An 18,746-nucleotide genomic window follows, 5' to 3' on the forward strand; every position below is an offset into this window, starting at 1 on the left:
TTTAACCGGGCGGCGCTCTGGCGTACACTGCGCCCATGTTCGCGAGGAGTTGCCATGAGCGCCATCATCATTACCCAAGCTGCCGAAGATTACCTGGCCGAGCTGCTGAGCAAGCAGGACACCCCGGGTATCGGCATCCGAGTTTTCATCACCCAGCCAGGTACGCCTTACGCGGAAACCTGCATTGCCTACTGCAAGCCGGGTGAGCAGAAGCCTGAAGACAACGCCGTCGGCCTGGCCAGTTTCACCGCCTGGATCGATGGTGTCAGCGAGCCTTTCCTGGAAGACGCAGTCGTCGACTACGCCACTGATCGTATGGGCGGCCAGCTGACCATCAAGGCGCCGAACGCCAAGGTGCCGATGGTCAACGAAGACAGCCCGCTCAACGAACGAATCAACTACTACCTGCAGACCGAGATCAACCCTGGCCTGGCCAGCCACGGCGGCCAGGTGACGCTGATTGACGTGGTCGAGGAGGGCATCGCCGTCCTGCAGTTCGGAGGCGGTTGCCAAGGTTGTGGTCAGGCCGACTACACCCTCAAGGAAGGCATCGAGAAAACCCTGCTCGAACGCATTCCGGAGCTCAAGGGTGTGCGTGACGTGACCGACCACAGCAATCGCGAGAACGCTTATTACTGATAAGCGCATGCACATGAAAAAGGGGCGACCAAGGTCGCCCCTTTTTCATTTCAGGCTTTGAGCACACGTTTGCTGGAGGCGGGGAAACGCTCGAGCTTTTCGGCAGGGCGAATCGGGCGCTTTACCAGTTCGCCGCCGCAGTTCGGGCAGCGTAGCGCCAGCACGGATTCTGCACAGGAGCGGCAGAAGGTGCACTCGAAGGAGCAGATCAAGGCGTCAACACTGGCTGCCGGCAGATCGCAGTCGCAGTTCTCGCAATTGGGGCGCAGTTCAAGCATGGCGCAAGGCTCGGCACGGTGGGTGATTGCAGCAGTCTGCAGTCGCCGAGAGCTAAGCGCAACGAGCAAATCTGGGGGCGCGCAAGGCGCCCCGACAGGCTTTACTCCGGCATGCTCCAAGGTGCCAGGTCGAAACCCTGGCGGCTCAACTCATCGCGCGAGCGCTGCAGTGCGTCTTCCAGCTGTTGCGGGTCGCTGTAAGTAGCGCTGGAGAGCTGGGTGCGGCCGAGCAGGCGGGTGTTGGTGCGGTCGATGACGCTGATGCTGACGACGCCGGTGCCGTCCTGCGGAGCCCAGGCCACGCACTGGAACGGGCGGAAGGCGCGATCGGCAATCAGCAGGGCTTCGTTGAAACGCAGCGGTGTGTTCATGGGGTCGGTTTCTCCGAGTTGATCCCAACATTCAATGGCGGCCAACCGGTTATTGATGTTGGCCTTTCAATGTGGTTGATGAACTCAGTCGCCCCATAAGTCACACATGCCTGAAAAAAGTTTTATGACCGGCGTAGTGTGCCTTGATAAAAACTTCTGGCGTCTCGCCGGCTACAACTTTCTACTGCGAAAGTTCCACCTCTGTTTCTTGCGTAAGTGGCTGCGGCGCAGCGCTGGCAGGGGCTGGGGCGTTGCGCTGATGACGATAGGCGCTTACCGCCTCATATACCGACTTGCGCAAACGGTTTATGCCACCGATAGGACGGTGTTCGGGAAGTGCATGCCAGGGGTTGAAGGACAAATTGTCGCAGAACAGGTTTTGTTCGCGGCTATCGAAGTCCTGAGGGTGTACGGTAATACGCGCAACGCTCTCGAAGGGCGATATCTTTTCACTCCATTCGACTGTCGGATCTTCGATGGGCATGTAGTACTGCGCGTTCTGTTTTTGCACCTGAAGTTCAAAACAGGCCGGTGCGCGGTCCAGTGACAACTGCTGGTAGAGCGCATTGCGCAGGAAGTTGGGCAAGTCAGTGTTTTGTTCCGGCAGCGCGTAGGGGGGGCAATTCTGCGGGGCCGGCACCACGCGATACTTGATGTTCAACTCACCGAGCTTGAACGGCGCAATGGAGTTGTAGGTAGTAGCCACCGGGCTCTCTGGTGCAGGAGCCAGGGTCTTCAGGGCGATGATCAGGTGGCGCGCTTCCCAGGTGCGTGGGTCCCAGCTGGGGAAGAACGCCAGGGCCTTCTTGCCATCGGCCTGGGCGGCGAAGTTGGTGCGGTATTCAGCCACGTCGCGAACGAAGAAGGCCGGATGGTTGAACATCACGAAATCCTGCTCGCCAGCATGCGCCGGGCTCTTCATGAGCTTCTCGCCAGGCACATCGAGCAACTTGATGGCCATGCCGCGCGCATCGCGGGCACGGTCGAACTGCGGGTAGGCATTGCCGTTGGAGAGGCGCATCCAGGCCTGCCAGGTGTGCCCCGGCTCACTGAACACACCCTGGCGCAGTGACTCATCCAGTGTATCGAGCACTTGCACCTCGGCTTTGACACAGCCGTGGGCCTTGGCATGGGCATCGCGCAGCACGCGGGTGTTGTCGCGGTGCTGCTCGACGATGCGTACAGCATCTTCGATGATCAGTCTGCTCAATGCCGCTTCATCCGGCGCGATCTGCTCTTGCGTGGAGACCGGGCCGGAGAATTTCCAGGCGTAATAGGCTTCGCCCAATCCCCAGCCAACCAGGCCGACCAGGGCGACGGTGAGCAGCAGTTTGCCGAGCAGACGGCCGAGCCAGAGCCAGAAGCGTTTCAACATCGTTGCAATCCTTGTTCTCGAACCTGTTGGTTGAAATCAGCCTTCGCAGCTCGGACCGGGCGTCCAGGCTTGTACCGGCACGTCACTGAGCCGGGTTTCCAGGTCAGCGTTACCGAGCACCTTGAGGTATTCGATCAGCGCCAGGCGCTCGTCCGGCGACAAGGCGCGCCCGATGACGCCTTCCTGGCGGCAGCCATCGCGGAACTCATGGCCACCATTGCCGTTGCCGGTAACGCGGGTATCGAGCAGGAAACCACCTGGAAACTTGTCGCTGCGATAGCCCACGCGTACCGGGTCGAATTCGAAGTCGCCGACCCAGAACTGAGCCTGCCGCTCGTATACGGGAGAGAGCAGTTCGAACAGGTTGGGTACCGAGCCGTTGTGCAGGAAGGGCGGGGTCGCCCAGATGCCGTCGAGTGGGCGGGCCTTGTAGCCGCGCTTTTCCTGTACGCCGATGGGCAGGCCATAGCCATCCATTTCCTTGCGCTGTTGTGGTCCGATACCGGCGTCCTGATAGGCGCGGTTTTCCACGTAGGCGGTGATATAGGCCAGGCCCTTGGCGCTGGAAATGCTCTTGAAATCGACCTCATCGAGGCTGGAGCCGAACAGCTTCACATCCAGGCGCGACAGTTCAGCCTTGGTCCAGCCCAGACGGCTGATGTCGAAACGATGGTCAGCGATGTTGTCGGCGGTAGTTGGATCGGTGCCGACGATGCTGGTCGGTACGACACGCATCTTCCACTCGGGGTCGCGCGACGGTGCCAGGCGCTGCTCGCGCGGCTTGGGATCGGGGGCATGGCAATAGGCGCAATTCTCGGTGTAGAGCGCTTTGCCACGACTGGCCAGCGGCAGATCCACCTTGCCGAATACAGCCTCTGGCCACTTGGGTGGCTGCAGCCGTTTCAAGGTTTCCTCCAGGGTGTAAAGGTCATGCAGGCGCACGCTGGAGGCGTAGCGATCAGCCTCGGCGACGCCTTTGCCATGTTCGTCGAGCAGATGCAGGCTGGCGCCGACGCCCAGGGCTTCGCCAACGTTGCGCGCCATCGGCTGCATGGCCGAGCCATTCCATTGCACCCAGTCGAATTTCCAGATATCCCAGAGTTGCGGGTAGCTGACCGGGGCATTCGAGACGCGGTAGTTGGCGTCATCCAGAACATCACCAAACACGGTATTGGCGATACGACCGAATGCATCGGTACGGCCAAAACCTTCTTCGGTCGGATACAGGTCGCGGTGCCAGTCGTTGAAGGCGGTCGCCAGCAGCCGGTCGAGCACTTGCTTGAAATCTTCGCGCAGTTGATCACGGCCCTGTGGGTACTGATCGCCCAGGACTTGCTGGGCGAAACGACGGAATTTCAGTGGATTGTAATAGGTGAAGGCCATGCTCATACCCAGCGCCTGGCCAAAGCCGCCGCCACGCAGGGTCGGCACGGTGGAGGCCAGCGAGTGCAGGGCTGCACCGCCGTCGATACGTACGGCCTGGCCTTTGTAGCGCAGCTCGCCGGTATGGCAGGCGGCGCAGCTGATATCGAGGAAGTGTTCGCCGCTTTCGCTGTCCTGGTGACGGGTAAAGCCGACTGGCAGATTGCCGGGATTCAGATCGCTTGGCCGCTGCCCGGGATCGGTGAGAAAACCGAAGCGGGCCAGATAATCGAGGCGGGCGAATTTCTCGGTGCCGAACGGCATTTCCAGCGCGCTGAACCAGTCATAGCGCAGGCCTTTAACCGTGGTGCCCTGTGGCGTGTAGTAATAGGTCTGGCGCTGCTCCTCGCTCCACTGGTCCAGATAGTGCAGCTCACTGGGCTGCTGATAGGTCGGGAGGTTGGGGTTGGCCACGTAATACAACGCCACCGCCAGGCCGATCAGTGCCAGCAAAATGACGAATTTCAGGGTGCGGCGCAGCAGACGCATCAGAGACTTCCTTGTAGCGTTCTTATTAATCGGCCTGTTATGCCAATACTGCAGGCTATTGGCAAGGTGCCATCGCCGTGATCATGAAAACTCTTCAATAACCAGCAGGAACAACGCATATAGAGAAATGATCCATGAAGCGTCAAAGTTCTTGCTAGCTTTACGTTTGCGAGCGCCAAATTGTTGTTTTTATTGGAATTACAAAATAATGGCGCCAAGGATGGAGTATGTTGGAGGCTGTTTCCGTCGCATCCCGGCAATTACTCGTGCTCGATCCGTTCGAGGCATGCGAAGCGCTGTTTCAGCCGCTGCAGGCCGCTGGCTGGAGCGTGCAGCGCTGCACGCCAGAAATGCTCAATGGCCATGCAGGCGATGCACTCCTGCTTCACCTCGATCAGCAGCCTGGTCATGCATTGCTCAAGCAACTGCAGCTGACAGAGCTGGGTTGCATCGTGCTGGCGGATGCCGAGCGATTGATGCAGGCCGGGGCTGATGAGTTGGTCGGTGAATGGTGTTTCGCCGCGCTGACATTGCCAGTGGAAATGCCCCGGTTGCTGGAAACCTTGCAACAGGCGCAGGCAACCACTCGCTTGCGCAGATTAAAAAACGACGGACGACAGGCGCCGCAGTTTTTGGGCAATTGCGCTGCAGCGCGCAGTCTGCGTCGACAGCTGGATAGCCTGAGTCGTATCGATGGGCCGCTGCTTGTCAGCGGGGAGCGCGGCAGCGGCAAGCATCTTCTGGCACGCTTGCTCCACCAGCGTTCATCTTTTGCAGCCCAGGCCATGCGCGTTATCGACTGCGCCGAGCCTTTCGACGGCGTGGCTCTCGCCGCATCCAGCGTCACCAGCGTGCTGCTCGAAAACGCCTCTCGGCTTTCCGAGGTGGACCAGCAAAGGTTGCTGGACTACCTGCAGCGCCATCCTCGAGCGCATCTGTTGACCCTGGACCGAGGCGAGTTGGTGCAGGCCATGCAGCAGGGACGTTTCAGACGGGATCTGTTTCATCGATTGGCGGCGCAACAGCTGCAAACGCCGAATCTGCGTGAGCATCCCGGTGATCTGTCGCTGCTGGCCGAGCATTTCGCCAAACAGCACGGGGCAATGATCGGGCGGCATCATCGGCGTTTCAGCGAAGAAGCGATAGACGCCATGATCAGCCATCCCTGGCCAGGCAATGTGCGCGAGCTGCACAATCGCGTGGTCCGCGCACTGGTGCTGGCTCAAGGACGACAGATTCTTGCAGCCGACCTTGGCTTGCGCCCGGCACAGGCCAGCATCGACGCCCCGGTGACGCTGGAGGACTACATACTGCGCGCCGAACGGCAGGCGCTGAACGACGTCCTAGGCCGCTACACCAACAACATGAGCCAGGCAGCGCGGACGCTCGGGGTGTCGCGACCAACCTTCTATCGCTTGCTGCACAAGCATCGCCTGCGCTGAGGCTCATGGCTGTAACGCTCGAGAAACACTGCTAAGGTGCTCGGCACACCTATCGCCAAGGAGATCGTCATGCACCCGTTCGACGCCAAGAAGCCGCCGCAACTGGCCGTGTTGCTGGGTTATGCCGGGCTGGTGCCATTCGTTGGCGGTGCGCTGGGCATCTGGGTGATTCCCATCGGCTGGCGGCCTTTCGTGCTGGATGCATTGCTGGATTTCGCTGCCGTGATCCTGGCCTTCATGGGCGCCATTCACTGGGGGCTGGCGATGCGTGCGGAGGAAACCGACGAGAAGGCCAAGTTGCAGCTGGGGCTTTCGGTGATTCCACCCTTGCTGGGCTGGGCTGCACTGGCTGGCGGACTGCCGATGGGCTTGTCGCTGCCGATTTTCCTTTTTGCCTTTATCGGTCTGTATCTGGCGGACATGCACGCCGTACGCGTCGAACTGGCGCCGCAATGGTATCCGGCACTACGTACGCCACTGACGCTGGTGGTGTGCCTGAGCCTGTTAGTGGCCTGGGCCAGCGTCCTGATCCGCTGAGCCGAGCAGCATCGCGACCTGCTTCAGCGCTGCCTGGCGTCGTTCGTCCCAGCCACCTGAAAGTTCGCAGAAACGCTGCCCGTTACCCTGCAGCCAGCCGCGGCAGGCCTGATGAAAGGCCTGCCGCTCTGCCAGCTGTGGCTGGCAACGCTGGCCATCTTCGATCCACGGCACGCCAGCGGGGTCGAGCAACAGATGCTGGTCGTAGTGGCGCGCGCGCAACTCGGCCTCCAGCCACTGCGGACAGGCGCCGAACAGGCACCGGCTCCAGAGCATGTTGCTCAGCAGGTGCGTGTCGAGGATCAGCAGCGGCGGCCTGGCTGCCCGCGCAGCATCCTCCCAGGCCAGTTGACCGCGAGCGATCTCGTCGATGTCTGCGTAGCAGGTATCGCGCTGCTGCTCGTCGATGAAGTGGCGCACGTACTCGCCCACCACAATGCCCCCAAAACGCGCCTGTATGTGCGCCGCCAGCCAGCTTTTGCCGCTGGACTCCGGCCCGGTCAGCACCAGCACCTTCATGGCGCGCACTGCAACGCCGGGTCGCGGCGCCAGCTCAGCCAACCACTGACGGCCAACGCGGTGAAGGCGGCGTAGAGACCCGCAGTCAGATACAGCTCGCTATAGAGGAAGAAGGCCACGTAGCAGAGGTCGACGATTACCCAAAGTACCCAGCATTGCAGGCGTTTCTGCGCCATCCACAACTGCGCGACCAGGCTGAATGCGGTCAGCGCCGAATCCAGCCAGGGCGAGCTGGCGTCGGTGTAGGTCGCCATGAGATAGCCGAGCAGCCCGGTACCGAGCGCGCCGATCAGTAGCCCAGTCAGGACTGCGACCGCGCTCAGGCGGCTGACGTTGCGCCCATCGTGGCGTTCGCCGCCACGGGTCCACTGCCACCAGCCGTAGAGCTGCAGCGCAGCGAACAACAGTTGCAGGAGCAGGTTGGAATACAGCCGCCAGTCATGGAACAGCCAGGCGTAGAGCAACACCATGATCAGGCCGATGGGCCAGCACCAGGGGTTCTGTCTGACGGTCAGCCAGACGGCGACGATGCCGAGTCCGGCGGCAACGAGTTCGAGCCAGGACATCCGGCGTCCTCGAATCAGGAAAGGGTGGCGATTGTACTGATGCAGGCGACTCAGCACACCAGGCTGTCGGCTTGTCGATAGAGCATCAGCAGCTTGCGGGTGATGGTTTGCTGGATGTCGTCGCGCTCGAAGCTGGACAGTCGTTCCAGGCGTGCCAGTTGCAAGCGATGCAAGTGGATATAGGGCATCTGCTGGTCGAATTCGCGCAGGTCGCCTTTCATCAATACCGGCAAGAACAGATCACCAATTTTCTTCTGGTTGCTGATGATCTGCGCCAGTGCCGGTTTGAAGGGCATGGTCTTGGGCGCCGGCCCGCCATCCTTGATCTGGGTGCTGAGCAAGAGCCCCGGCTTGCCCATGACCTTGCCCGGCAACACGCACAGGCCGGTCTTGCGGATGGCCTGGCTGTCGATGCCGTGCAGGGTGTCGTGGAAGGCGTAGGGGTTGGGCAGCACCACCATCTTGCGCCCGAGATCGGTGGGGAAGTGCAGGCTGTAGTTGGTGTATAGCTGCCCTACCGATTCGGAATAGACGCACAGGCGATTCTCGAACAGCTTGATGAAACGCTCGGCCAGCTCGCGACGGGCCATGCTGTCCAGGTCCCAGATCAGGTCCTGGTTCTGCGGCCGACTGAAATCGACCTCCTGATGTTGCATGCTGCTCATGCTCGACTCATACGCGAAATTGCCCAAGCAGACGATTGAGCTGGTCGGCCAGCTGTTTCAGGTGCTGGCTGGCCGCATTCGACTGCTCGGCAGCCTCGGCGGTGTTGTGGGCCAGCGCTGCCGTCTGCGTGACGTTCTGATTGATGTCTTCCACCACGTGAGATTGTTGCAGGGTGGCACTGGCGATCGAGGCATTGAGCCCGGTCAGGTTGCGCAGCGATTGGGCGATCTGGGCGAGGCTCTCGCCAGCCTGGCTGGCCTGTTCCACGGTCAGCTGGGAAGCGCGGCTGCTTTCGTTGATCACCTTGACGGCGGCTTCGGAGTTGCCTTGCAGGCGCTCGATCATGCCCTGAATTTCGGCGGTGGAGGTTTGCGTCCGCTGCGCCAGGAGCCTCACTTCGTCCGCGACCACGGCGAAACCACGGCCCTGCTCACCGGCGCGGGCAGCCTCGATGGCGGCGTTGAGGGCGAGCAGGTTGGTTTGCTCGGCGATGGAGCGGATCACCTCGAGCACGCTGCCGATCTGCGTGCTCTCGCTGGCCAGTGATTGAATCACCTCGACAGCCTTGTCGATGGTACCCGACAACTGATCGATCTGGCGCAGGCTCGCCTCGATGTTCTGCTGGCCCTGGCTGGCCTGGTCCTCGGCAGTGTGCATCTCGCTGGAGGCGTGCTCGGCGTTCTTCGCCACGTCCTGCACGCCGTAGGTCACCTCGTTGACAGCGGTTGCCACCAGCTCCATCTGCTGCGCCTGCTGCTGGCTGTGGCGCTGCGCCTCGCTGGAAATGTCGCCAAGCGAGCGGGCGGCCTGATCGAGCGAACCCGCCGAATCGAGCATCTGCTGGATTACATGGCGCAGCTTCGCGGTGAAGGCATTGAAATAGGTCGCCAGGGCGGTCAATTCGTCACGCCCGTGGGTGTCGAGGTTGCGGGTCAGGTCGCCTTCGCCGCTGGAAATGCTGGCCATGGCGTCCACGGCTGCCTGCAGAGGCTGCACGATGCTGCGAGTGATCAGCACCACCAGTCCAGTCAGGAGCAGGGCGATCAGCAGGCCGATGCTCATGGCTTTCACCGCCTGGGCCCTGAACTCCACCTGCACGTCATCGACATAGACGCCGGAGCCGATGATCCAGCCCCAGGGCTGGAACAGTTCGACGTAGGAGATTTTCGGTACCGGGTCAGTGGCGCCGGGTTTCGGCCAGCGGTAGTCGACTTGGCCGGCCCCCTGGCTACGGGTGATGGCGACCATCTCGTTGAACAGCGCCTTGCCGTCCGGATCCTTGAAGCCGGAAAGATTCTGGCCCTCGAGCTTGGCATTCATCGGATGCATGAGCATGACCGGGGTCTGGTCGTTGATCCAGAAGTACTCCTGGCCGTCGTAGCGCAAACCGCGCACCGTTTCCATGGCCTGCTTCTGCGCTTCTTCGCGGCTCAGGCTGCCGGCGCTTTCCAGGCTGTGGAAATGCTTGAGAATACCGGCCGCGCTCTGCACCACATGCTCGGTCTTTTCCGATTTGCCGGCGTAAAGATCAAGGTGGATCTGGCGCAGCATGTAAGCGCCCTGCAAGATCAGCGTCAGAATGGCCAGCGCCAGGATCAGCCATAGACGGCGGCTGATGGGAAGACTACGTAAGCTGTTCATGGACGAATTCCTGATTGTTGTCATTGTCGGCTTCAGGGCTGCCTCGAAGGGCGCGGAGCAATACTGTCACATCGAAGCATTATTCACTCTAGTTGTCTGATAGCATTTCGGCAGCCCGGCGCAGAACCTGAATGAGTACCGGGCTAGACCGTTGCAAGGAACCTCCATGACGGTTTTGTGTCCCAGGGCCGGGGCCATGCTCCACGTTCTGAGTTTTACGCGCAGGTAGTTGCCGCGCTTTGGGGGATTTGATGGATTTATGGGTGGCCTTTCAGGCCCTGATTCTGGGCATAGTGGAAGGCCTGACCGAGTTCTTGCCGATTTCCAGCACCGGGCACCTGATCGTGGTCGGTGATTTGCTGGGGTTCAACGGCGAGAAGGCGACGGCGTTCAAGATCATCATCCAGCTTGGCGCCATCCTGGCTGTCATCTGGGAGTTTCGAGCCAAGGTGCTCGGCGTCGTAGTCGGTTTGCCCAGCGACCCGAACGCGCAGCGTTTCACCTTCAACCTGCTGCTGGCGTTCATTCCTGCGGTGATTTTCGGCCTGGCCTTCGCCGATCTGATCGAACATTGGTTGTTCAATCCGATCACGGTCGCCATGGCGCTGATCATTGGTGGCCTCATCATGCTCTGGGCAGAGAAGCGCGAACACGCGATCAAGGCCGAAACGGTCGACGACATGACCTGGAAGCTGGCACTGAAGGTTGGCTTTGCGCAATGCCTGGCGCTGATTCCGGGTACGTCCCGTTCGGGTGCCACCATCATCGGCGGCCTGGTATTTGGTCTGTCACGCAAGGCGGCGACCGAGTTCTCCTTCTTCCTGGCCATGCCGACCATGGTCGCGGCCACGGTCTATTCGCTGGTCAAGTACCGCGACATCCTGCAGATGAGCGACTTGCCGATCTTCGCCATCGGTTTCATCAGCACCTTCATCGTTGCGATGATCACCGTACGCGCGCTGCTCAGGTTCATCACCAGCCACAGCTATGCGGTGTTCGCCTGGTACCGCATCGCCTTCGGCCTGGTGATTCTCGCCACCTGGCAGTTGCACCTGATCGACTGGAGCACGGCGCAGCCGTGATTGGCAACGAGCGCAAGGGGCGCCTGAAAAGCTGGGATGATGCCAAGGGTTTTGGTTTCATACAGCCGCTCAATGGTGGCGCTGAGGTCTTCGCGCACATCTCGGTGATGCGCGGTGATCGCCGTCCGCAGCCGGGCGACCAGGTGCTGTTCATCGAAGGGCGTGACGAGCGAGGGCGGCCACGCGCCGAGCACTTGCGCCTGGCAGGCGAGCTCAGCCTCGATCGTCAGGCGATCCGGCGCAAACCGAAAGCGCCTGGCAAGGCAGCTCCTGCAGCGCGCAAGGCTGCTGCCAAGGTCGCACACCGGTCAGCGACTCAAGGCGCCATCCACAACTTCTCCAGCAAAGTCGTGATGCTCGCCTTGCTGTGCCTCCTGCCACTGCTCGGCGCCGTGACACTGTTCGGCAAGGGTTTTTGGTGGCTATTGCCGCTATATCTGCTGGCCAGCCTGCTGAGTTTCCTGCAGTACTGGCTGGATAAGCGCAGTGCCCAGACTGGCGGCCGACGCACGGCGGAAAATACGCTGCATCTGGTCGAGCTGGCGGGTGGCTGGCCAGGTGCGCTGATCGCTCAGCAAGCGTTCCGACACAAGACGCGCAAGGCGTCCTATCAGGCCGTTTTCTGGCTGATCGTCGCAGTTCATCAGCTGTTCTGGATCGATCTGCTGTTGCTCGACGGCACCTACATCGGCCGCCACATACCCTTATTCGTCCAGTAGCAGGCCGGGTTGCAGGCGCTTGGGCAGGCGGCGCACCACCAGTTGATGCGAGCGAGTCAGTAATTGGCGCAGCTCATCGTCGCCCAGCGGCGGCCGGTGGGCGCTCATGCTGATCCAGTAGGCGCGAGCCAGGTATGGGGCAGGGCGGATGCCAGGTCGGTCTACATGACCGAGAAACAGGTCGTTATCGACCTTGAAGGCCAGATCCTCGCCAAGAAAATCGAGAATGGCGAACATCTTGTTGCCCGCCACCGAAAACACCCGGTTGCTACCCCACTTGAGGTCTTCGCGGGCGCCGGGCAGGGCGAGGCAGAAGGCGGCGATCTGATCCGGCGTCATGGTGGGGCTCCTTGCCTGTTTTGAGCGTTCAGGGTGACAGTTTGGGTTGGCCAGTAAAGGCATCTGGCTAATTGGCATCACTTGGGCTTGTCTTGGAGACATCAAGTCTCTGATCATGCGCCGACCCGACCTCGTCCGCGCTGTCCTCGAAATGTGCTCATGAATCGCCGCCATCGTCTTCGGTTAATCCGCTGGTTGTTGTTGAGTTCGATGATCTGCTCGCTTGGCGCGTGGGCAGAAGAGCGCGTACTCGATAGTGCACAGCTGAAAGAGGAGCCTTTGTCACTGACGACATGGGTAGGGCTCCTGGAAGATTCTACTCGTACACTGACGATCGAGACCGCTCGCTCGGCCGAAATGGCCGAGCGCTTCCATCATGAGCGCATCGCAAGCGCGTCCTTTGCTCTGGGTTTCACTCGGTCGGCCTACTGGTTCCGCCTGGCCATCGGCAACACCAGCAACCAGGCACTGACCCGTTTGCTGGTGGTGGACAACCCGCGCATTTCCCAGGTCGACGCCTACGTGCCGGACGGGCAGGGCGGCTATCGTGTCTGGCGCACAGGTGCTGACCGACCGCCGACTGCCAAGGCCTACGACAACCGCAACTTCGTCTTCGCGCTGCAACTGGCCGCGAACTCGCAGCAGGAGATCTACCTTCGGGTCGAGTCGAGCATTGGCCTGCTGGTACCTCTGCAGCTCTGGACCGTCGAAGGTTTTCAGGCCTATGCGCGTGAGGACTACATGGCGCGCGCCGGCTACATGGGCATCGCCGTCGCGATGATCCTGTTCAACCTGATGCTGTTCATCGCCCTGCGTGAGCGTATTTACCTGCTCTACGTGGCCTTCGTGCTGTGCGCCGTCTGCGCCCTGACCATAAAGAACGGCATGGCGCCGGACTGGACGCTGTTCGGCCTGCCGCTCAACTCCAACGTGGCCTATTACTCGGGCGCATCACTGGCGCTGAGCGGCATGCTGCTGTTCATGCGCAGCATGTTGCAGACCGCACGTCTTCTGCCGTGGGTCGACCGCTGGTTGCTGGCGTTGGTAGCCTTGTATCTGATTTCCCCGCTGATCTACGCCACCGCCCTGGCGCAGGTATCGCGCATAGCCATCGTGATCAATCTGCTGACGGCTGTCGTGATGACGGGCGTGGCCTTGGCCTGCGCCCTCAAGCGTCAGCGCAGCGCCTACTTCTTCCTGGCCGCCTTTGGCCTGCTGATTCTGGGTGGCGCAACCACCACCCTGCGTGCCATGGGCATCTTGCCGACCAATGCCTTTACCGTGGATGGCCTGCAGATCGGCTCATCGCTGGAGATGCTGCTACTGGCCTTCGCCCTGGCCGACCGCATCAACGTCATGCGCCAGGAAAAGCTCCAGGCGCAAGCACGACTTTTGCAAACTCAGGAGCAACTGGTCGAAACCCTGCAACGTTCGGAGCGCGAGCTGGAGCACCGCGTCACCGAGCGTACCGAAGAGCTGCGAGTGCTCAACAGCCGCCTGCAGACGCTGAGCCTGACCGATGCCTTGACCGGTATCGCCAATCGTCGACACTTCGACGAGGTCTTGATCAAGGAATGGCAGCGTGCCCAGCGTGTTGGCTACCCTCTGGCGTTGGCTCTGGTGGATGTCGACTGGTTCAAGGCCTATAACGACCACTACGGCCATCTGGCTGGCGACAGCTGCCTGCAGCAGATTGCACATACCCTGGCTGCGACCATCAATCGCTCCACCGACCTGGTAGCGCGCTATGGGGGTGAGGAATTCGTCTTTCTCGCACCCTCTACCGGCCTCGATGGCGCGCAAGGCATGGCAGAGAAGCTGGTGGAAGCCGTGGCGGCCTTGGCGCTGCCGCACGAACACTCGCCGTTGGGCCATATCAGCATCAGTGTCGGCGTCGCCTCGATGCGAAGCACTGCCGCAAGCTCGCCACAAAGCCTCCTGCAACGGGCCGATGCCGCGTTGTATCGGGCCAAGGCGCAGGGCCGTAACCGGGTAGCGAGCGATTCATAAAAAAGCCCCAGAGCATCGAACCCTGGGGCTGAGGAGGGTCGGCATGGCGCCGACCGGGGAGAGTGGGTTCAGGCCTGTGGTTGCCAACCGCCACCGAGTGCCTTGTAGATCGCGACGATACCGCTGTACAGCTCGACCTCCGCCGAGGCCTGGGCATCTTCGGCGGCCAGGCGCTCACGTTCAGCGTCCAGCAGCACGAGGAAATCCACCGTGCCTTCGCGATAGCGAATCGCCGCCTGAACCGCCGCCGCGCGGCTGGCTTCGGCCTGGCGCACCAGGGAAACCAGGCGCTGCTGGCGCTTGGCGTAGTCGCTGAAGGCGTTTTCCGATTCTTCCAACGCCAGCAACACCTGCTGCTCGTACTGCGACAGCGCGCCATCGGCCTCGGCTTCGGCGCCGCGCAGGCGCGCCCGCACGCTACCGAGATCGAAGGCCGCCCAGCTGATACTTGGCGCTACACCCCAGGCGCGAGCCGCAGACGACCCCAGCTGCGAGCCGCGCCCGGCGGTAAAGCCGAGAAAGCCGGAGAGGCTGACGCGCGGGAACAGGTCGGCAGTCGCTACGCCGACCTGTGCCGTGGCCGCCGCCAGCTGTCGCTCGGCAGCCTGGATATCCGGGCGGCGACGCAGCAGCTCGGCCGGATTGCCGATGGGCAGCGCCTTGGCAATCACCGGCAGGGGTTTGGGCGACAGATCGATCTGCAACTGCTCCGGGCGCTGGCCAAGCAGGGTAGCGATGCGATTCTGTGCACGCACCTGTTGCGCCTGCAGTTGCGGCAGGCTGGCTTCGGTGGCGGCCAGACGTGCATCGGCGCGCAGTACGTCCAGCTCGTTGCCAACACCGGCATCGCGCAACTGCTCGGTGATGGCACGCGAATCCTGCTGATTCCTCAGGTTCTCGCGGGCGATGCTTTCGCGCAGTTGTGCGCCACGCAGGGTTCCGTAGGCATCGACCAGTTCGGCGATCAGGCTGACCTGCAACTGGTAGTAATCAGCTTCGGCCACTTCGATGCGCGCTTCACTGGCTTGCAATTGGCGCTGGATACGGCCGAACAGGTCCACTTCCCAGGCCATGTCCAGCCCCAGGTCATAGCGTTCCTGGCGGATGCGCTCGTCCGTGGTCGGCGGCTGCTGGGCCTTGCCGAACTCGCCACTGGCGCGGCTGGTGACGGTGGGGAAGCGGTCGTTGGCCACGTCATCGCGGATCGCCCGTGCCGCACGCAGGCGGTTGAAGGCCACGCGCAGCTCGCGGTTGTCCTGTAGCGAACGCTGCACCAGCTGGTTCAGCGTCGGGTCGTCGAATTGCTGCCACCAGGCGGCTTCGAAACGGCTGCGGTCGTAATCGGCCGCCTCCAGCGCGGCAATGCGCGCTGGGTCGGTCACGGGCGCTCGATAATCCGGGCCGACGGCGCAGGCCGACAGCGCCAGGGTCAGGAGAGCGGGGGCAAAGGCTTTCATGCATGCGACTCCTGCAGACGGGCGGCTTTGCGGGCTTCGCGTTTTTCCACGAAGCCGCGGATCAGGACATAGAACACCGGCGTCAGCAGCAGACCGAAGAAGGTCACGCCGATCATCCCGGAGAACACCGCCACACCCATGGCATGGCGCATCTCGGCGCCCGCACCGCTGGACAGCACCAGCGGCACCACGGCCATGATGAAGGCGATCGAAGTCATCAGGATCGGCCGCAGACGCAGGCGGCAGGCCTCAAGCACGGCCGCGACACGATCGAGCCCCTCTTCCTGTTTCTCCTTGGCGAACTCGACGATCAGAATGGCGTTCTTGCACGCCAGGCCCACCAGCACTATCAGGCCGATCTGGGTGAAGATGTTGTTGTCGATACCCGCGATGATCACCCCGGCGATGGCGGTGAAGAGCACGATCGGCACGATCAGGATCACCGCCATTGGCAGGCTCCAGCTTTCGTACTGGGCGGCCAGCACGAGGAAGGCCAGCAGCACGCAGAGCGGGAAGATGAAGATCGCGGTATTGCCGGCGAGGATCTGCTGGTAGGTCAGATCGGTCCACTCGAAGGTCATGCCGATCGGCAGTTCCTCGTTCAGCAGTTTGGCGATGGCTGCTTCAGCCTGGCCCGAGCTGTAACCCGGCGCGGCGGCACCGTTGATCTCGGCGGTGAGGAAGCCGTTGTAGTGCATCACCCGATCGGGACCAGAACTGTCATCGACCTTGACGAAGGTCGACAGCGGTACCATCTCACCACGGTTGTTACGCACCTTGAGCTGACCGATCTGCTCCGGCTCCAGGCGAAATTGCTGGTCGGCCTGGACGTTGACCTGATAGGTGCGGCCAAAGCGGTTGAAGTCGTTGGCATACAGCGAGCCCAGGTACACCTGCAGGGTGTCGAAGATATCGCTGATGGCCACGCCGTGGGTCTTGGCCTTTTCGCGGTCGATGGCGGCATCGACCTGCGGCACGTTGACCTGGTAGCTGGTGAACACCGACATCGGGTTCAGCTCCGGCAACTGCCGGGCCTTGTTGAGGATGTTCTGGGTCTGCGCGTACAGCTCTTCATAACCCAGGTTGCCACGGTCCTGGATCTGCAGGCGGAAGCCGCCAATGGTGCCCAGGCCCTGTACCGGCGGTGGCGGGAAGATGGCGAGGTAGGCCTCCTGAATCTCTCCGAACTGGCCATTGAGCTCGGCGGCAATCGCGCCGGCAGACATGCTTTCGTCCTTGCGCAGGCCGAAGTCCTTGAGCGCGACGAAGACGATGCCGCTGTTCGGGCTGTTGGTGAAGCCGTTGATCGACAGGCCGGGAAAGGCGATGGTGTTTTCCACACCCGGATGCTTACCGGCGATTTCGCTCATGCGCTTGATCACCGCTTCGGTGCGATCGAGCGTCGCGGCGTCCGGCAACTGGGCGAAGGCCACCAGGTACTGCTTGTCCTGCTGCGGCACGAAGCCGGTCGGCGTGCTGGCGAAGCCCAGATAACCGAGCACCAGCAGGCCACCGTAGATCAGCATGGCGATGCTGCTGCCACGCAGCACCCGACGCACGGTGCCGACGTAGCGGTTGCTGGCGCGCTCGAACATGCGGTTGAACGGAGCGAACAGCCAGCCACCGAACAGCTTGTCGAGCCCGCGTGAGAAGGCATCCTTCGGCGCGTGATGGTCCTTGAGCAGGATGGCGGCCAGGGCCGGCGACAGGGTCAACGAGTTGATCGCCGAGATCACCGTGGAAATCGCGATGGTCAGTGCGAACTGCTGATAGAACTGGCCCGAGAGCCCCGAGATGAAAGCAGTCGGCACGAACACGGCGCACAGTACCAGGGCCGTGGCGACGATAGGGCCGGTCACCTCCTTCATGGCCTGGCGGGTGGCCTCGACCGGCGATTTGCCCAGGGCAATGTTGCGCTCGACGTTCTCCACCACGACGATGGCGTCGTCCACCACGATACCGATGGCCAGTACCAGGCCGAACAGCGACAGCGCGTTGAGCGAGAAACCGAACATGTGCATGACCGCGAAGGTGCCGATCAAGGACACCGGCACGGCCGCCAGGGGGATGATCGAGGCGCGCCAGGTCTGCAGGAACAGCACGACCACCAGCACCACCAGCACGACGGCTTCGAGCAGGGTGTGCACCACTGCTTCGATGGAGCCGCGGACGAAGATGGTCGGGTCATACACCACTTCGTAGTCCATGCCTTGCGGGAAGCTCTTCTTCAGCTCGGCCATGCGCTCGCGCACCGAATCGGAAATCTCGATGGCATTGGAGCCCGGGCGCTGGAACACCGGAATGGCCACGGCCGGCTGGTTGTTCAGCAGCGAGCGCAGGGCGTACTGGTTGGAGCCCAGCTCGATGCGGGCAATATCGCGAAGACGCGTGATCTCGCCGTTGTCGCCGACGCGGATGATGATGTTCTCGAACTCTTCCTCGGTAACCAGGCGACCCTGGGCATTGATCGACAGCTGGAAGCTGTTGCCGGCATCGGAGGGCGGCGCGCCGAGGGCACCGGCGGCCACCTGACGATTCTGCTCACGAATGGCGGTGACCACATCGGTGGCGGTCAACCCGCGCGAGGCTACCTTGTTCGGGTCGAGCCACACGCGCAGCGAGTAGTTGCCCATGCCGAACAGCTGCACGTCGCCGACACCGTCCAGGCGCGCCAGCTCGTCCTTGACGTTTAGCGCGGCGTAGTTGGACAGGTAGAGCATGTCGTAGCGCTGATCCGGCGAGGTCAGGTGCACCACCATGGTCAGGTCCGGGGAGGCCTTGTCCACGGTCACACCGAGACGCTGCACCTCGGTGGGCAGTGTCGGCATGGTGCGGGTGACGCGGTTTTGCACCTGTACCTGGGCATTGTCCAGGTCGGTGCCGAGGGCGAAGGTCACGGTCAGCGTCAGGCGGCCGTCGATGGTCGACTGCGACGACATGTAGAGCATGCCCTCGACGCCGACGATGGCCTGTTCCAGCGGCGAGGCGACGGTTTCACCGATCACCTTGGGGTTGGCACCCGGGAAGTCGGCACGCACCACGACGGTGGGCGGCACCACTTCCGGGTATTCGCTGATCGGCAGCTGGAACAGCGAGATGGCGCCGCCGATCAGGATCAGCAGCGACAGCACCGCGGCGAAGATCGGCCGCTGGATGAAGAATTGCGAGAAATTCATGAGTCTTTCCTCTGGTCG

At 62.0% G+C, this 18,746-nt stretch carries 17 protein-coding genes; 6 read left to right on the top strand and 11 right to left on the bottom strand.

Going from position 1 to position 18,746, the window contains the following annotated elements:
- The first annotated feature begins 54 nt into the window (after positions 1–54).
- Positions 55–639, top strand: coding sequence for a Fe-S biogenesis protein NfuA (nfuA, locus tag ACN0X6_RS04630; RefSeq protein ID WP_160018054.1), 585 nt, complete (start codon positions 55–57; stop codon positions 637–639).
- Between the two features lie 50 nt (positions 640–689).
- On the opposite strand, the gene ACN0X6_RS04635 is transcribed toward nfuA, so the two are convergent.
- From ACN0X6_RS04635 to ACN0X6_RS04650, 4 genes are all read right to left on the bottom strand, one after another.
- Positions 690–917 carry a DUF1272 domain-containing protein gene (locus ACN0X6_RS04635; RefSeq protein ID WP_160018053.1) on the bottom strand — a complete coding sequence of 76 codons (228 nt, stop codon included), beginning with the start codon at positions 915–917 and terminating at the stop codon, positions 690–692.
- A 101-nt stretch (positions 918–1,018) separates the two neighbouring features.
- Complete coding sequence (locus ACN0X6_RS04640; RefSeq protein WP_160018052.1) at positions 1,019–1,288, bottom strand: hypothetical protein; 270 nt, start codon at positions 1,286–1,288, stop codon at positions 1,019–1,021.
- A gap of 181 nt (positions 1,289–1,469) precedes the next feature.
- Complete coding sequence (locus ACN0X6_RS04645) at positions 1,470–2,663, bottom strand: catalase family protein (protein WP_417702486.1); 1,194 nt, start codon at positions 2,661–2,663, stop codon at positions 1,470–1,472.
- Between the two features lie 36 nt (positions 2,664–2,699).
- On the bottom strand, positions 2,700–4,574 hold the full coding sequence (locus ACN0X6_RS04650) for a di-heme-cytochrome C peroxidase (RefSeq protein WP_417702488.1): 1,875 nt from the start codon (positions 4,572–4,574) through the stop codon (positions 2,700–2,702).
- 227 nt (positions 4,575–4,801) lie between these two features.
- Here ACN0X6_RS04650 and ACN0X6_RS04655 point away from each other — a divergent pair, with 227 nt between their 5' ends.
- Together ACN0X6_RS04655 and ACN0X6_RS04660 are read left to right on the top strand one after the other, a co-directional pair.
- Positions 4,802–6,016 carry a sigma-54-dependent transcriptional regulator gene (locus tag ACN0X6_RS04655; protein ID WP_417702490.1) on the top strand — a complete coding sequence of 405 codons (1,215 nt, stop codon included), beginning with the start codon at positions 4,802–4,804 and terminating at the stop codon, positions 6,014–6,016.
- Between the two features lie 69 nt (positions 6,017–6,085).
- Positions 6,086–6,553 carry a DUF3429 domain-containing protein gene (locus tag ACN0X6_RS04660; RefSeq protein WP_417702492.1) on the top strand — a complete coding sequence of 156 codons (468 nt, stop codon included), beginning with the start codon at positions 6,086–6,088 and terminating at the stop codon, positions 6,551–6,553.
- On the opposite strand, the gene ACN0X6_RS04665 is transcribed toward ACN0X6_RS04660, so the two are convergent.
- The 4 genes from ACN0X6_RS04665 to ACN0X6_RS04680 are packed head-to-tail and all read right to left on the bottom strand — an operon-like array spanning position 6,521 to position 9,945.
- Positions 6,521–7,072 carry an AAA family ATPase gene (locus ACN0X6_RS04665; RefSeq protein WP_417702494.1) on the bottom strand — a complete coding sequence of 184 codons (552 nt, stop codon included), beginning with the start codon at positions 7,070–7,072 and terminating at the stop codon, positions 6,521–6,523. The genes ACN0X6_RS04660 and ACN0X6_RS04665 overlap by 33 nt on opposite strands.
- Complete coding sequence (gene pnuC / locus ACN0X6_RS04670; RefSeq protein WP_417702496.1) at positions 7,069–7,638, bottom strand: nicotinamide riboside transporter PnuC; 570 nt, start codon at positions 7,636–7,638, stop codon at positions 7,069–7,071. Before pnuC ends, ACN0X6_RS04665 begins: the two co-directional genes overlap by 4 nt.
- 50 nt (positions 7,639–7,688) lie before the next feature.
- Positions 7,689–8,303, bottom strand: a complete 615-nt coding sequence (locus tag ACN0X6_RS04675; protein WP_160018046.1) for a hypothetical protein — start codon at positions 8,301–8,303, stop codon at positions 7,689–7,691.
- Between the two features lie 7 nt (positions 8,304–8,310).
- Positions 8,311–9,945, bottom strand: a complete 1,635-nt coding sequence (locus tag ACN0X6_RS04680; protein ID WP_417702499.1) for a methyl-accepting chemotaxis protein — start codon at positions 9,943–9,945, stop codon at positions 8,311–8,313.
- A gap of 251 nt (positions 9,946–10,196) precedes the next feature.
- Between ACN0X6_RS04680 and ACN0X6_RS04685 the strand changes: the two genes are divergently transcribed.
- The gene (locus tag ACN0X6_RS04685; protein ID WP_417702501.1) at positions 10,197–11,027 is read left to right on the top strand and encodes an undecaprenyl-diphosphate phosphatase; all 831 of its coding nucleotides are present in this window, start codon (positions 10,197–10,199) and stop codon (positions 11,025–11,027) included.
- Positions 11,024–11,746, top strand: coding sequence for a DUF1294 domain-containing protein (locus ACN0X6_RS04690; protein WP_417702502.1), 723 nt, complete (start codon positions 11,024–11,026; stop codon positions 11,744–11,746). Before ACN0X6_RS04685 ends, ACN0X6_RS04690 begins: the two co-directional genes overlap by 4 nt.
- On the opposite strand, the gene ACN0X6_RS04695 is transcribed toward ACN0X6_RS04690, so the two are convergent.
- Positions 11,732–12,085, bottom strand: a complete 354-nt coding sequence (locus tag ACN0X6_RS04695; protein WP_017676915.1) for an MmcQ/YjbR family DNA-binding protein — start codon at positions 12,083–12,085, stop codon at positions 11,732–11,734. The two genes, ACN0X6_RS04690 and ACN0X6_RS04695, sit on opposite strands and share 15 nt — an antisense overlap.
- A gap of 210 nt (positions 12,086–12,295) precedes the next feature.
- On the opposite strand from ACN0X6_RS04695, the gene ACN0X6_RS04700 reads away from it, so the two are divergent.
- Positions 12,296–14,095, top strand: coding sequence for a diguanylate cyclase (locus tag ACN0X6_RS04700; protein ID WP_417702726.1), 1,800 nt, complete (start codon positions 12,296–12,298; stop codon positions 14,093–14,095).
- A 68-nt stretch (positions 14,096–14,163) separates the two neighbouring features.
- Here the strand turns inward: ACN0X6_RS04700 and ACN0X6_RS04705 are convergent, their stop codons facing one another.
- Entirely contained in the window at positions 14,164–15,552 is a 1,389-nt protein-coding gene (locus ACN0X6_RS04705) for an efflux transporter outer membrane subunit (RefSeq protein ID WP_417702505.1), read from the bottom strand.
- Entirely contained in the window at positions 15,549–18,728 is a 3,180-nt protein-coding gene (locus ACN0X6_RS04710; RefSeq protein ID WP_417702507.1) for an efflux RND transporter permease subunit, read from the bottom strand. The genes ACN0X6_RS04705 and ACN0X6_RS04710 overlap by 4 nt, the downstream gene beginning before the upstream one ends.
- Between the last annotated feature and the right edge of the window lie 18 nt (positions 18,729–18,746).

Source organism: Pseudomonas sp. (assembly GCF_048269965.1).
Classification (GTDB): domain Bacteria; phylum Pseudomonadota; class Gammaproteobacteria; order Pseudomonadales; family Pseudomonadaceae; genus Aquipseudomonas.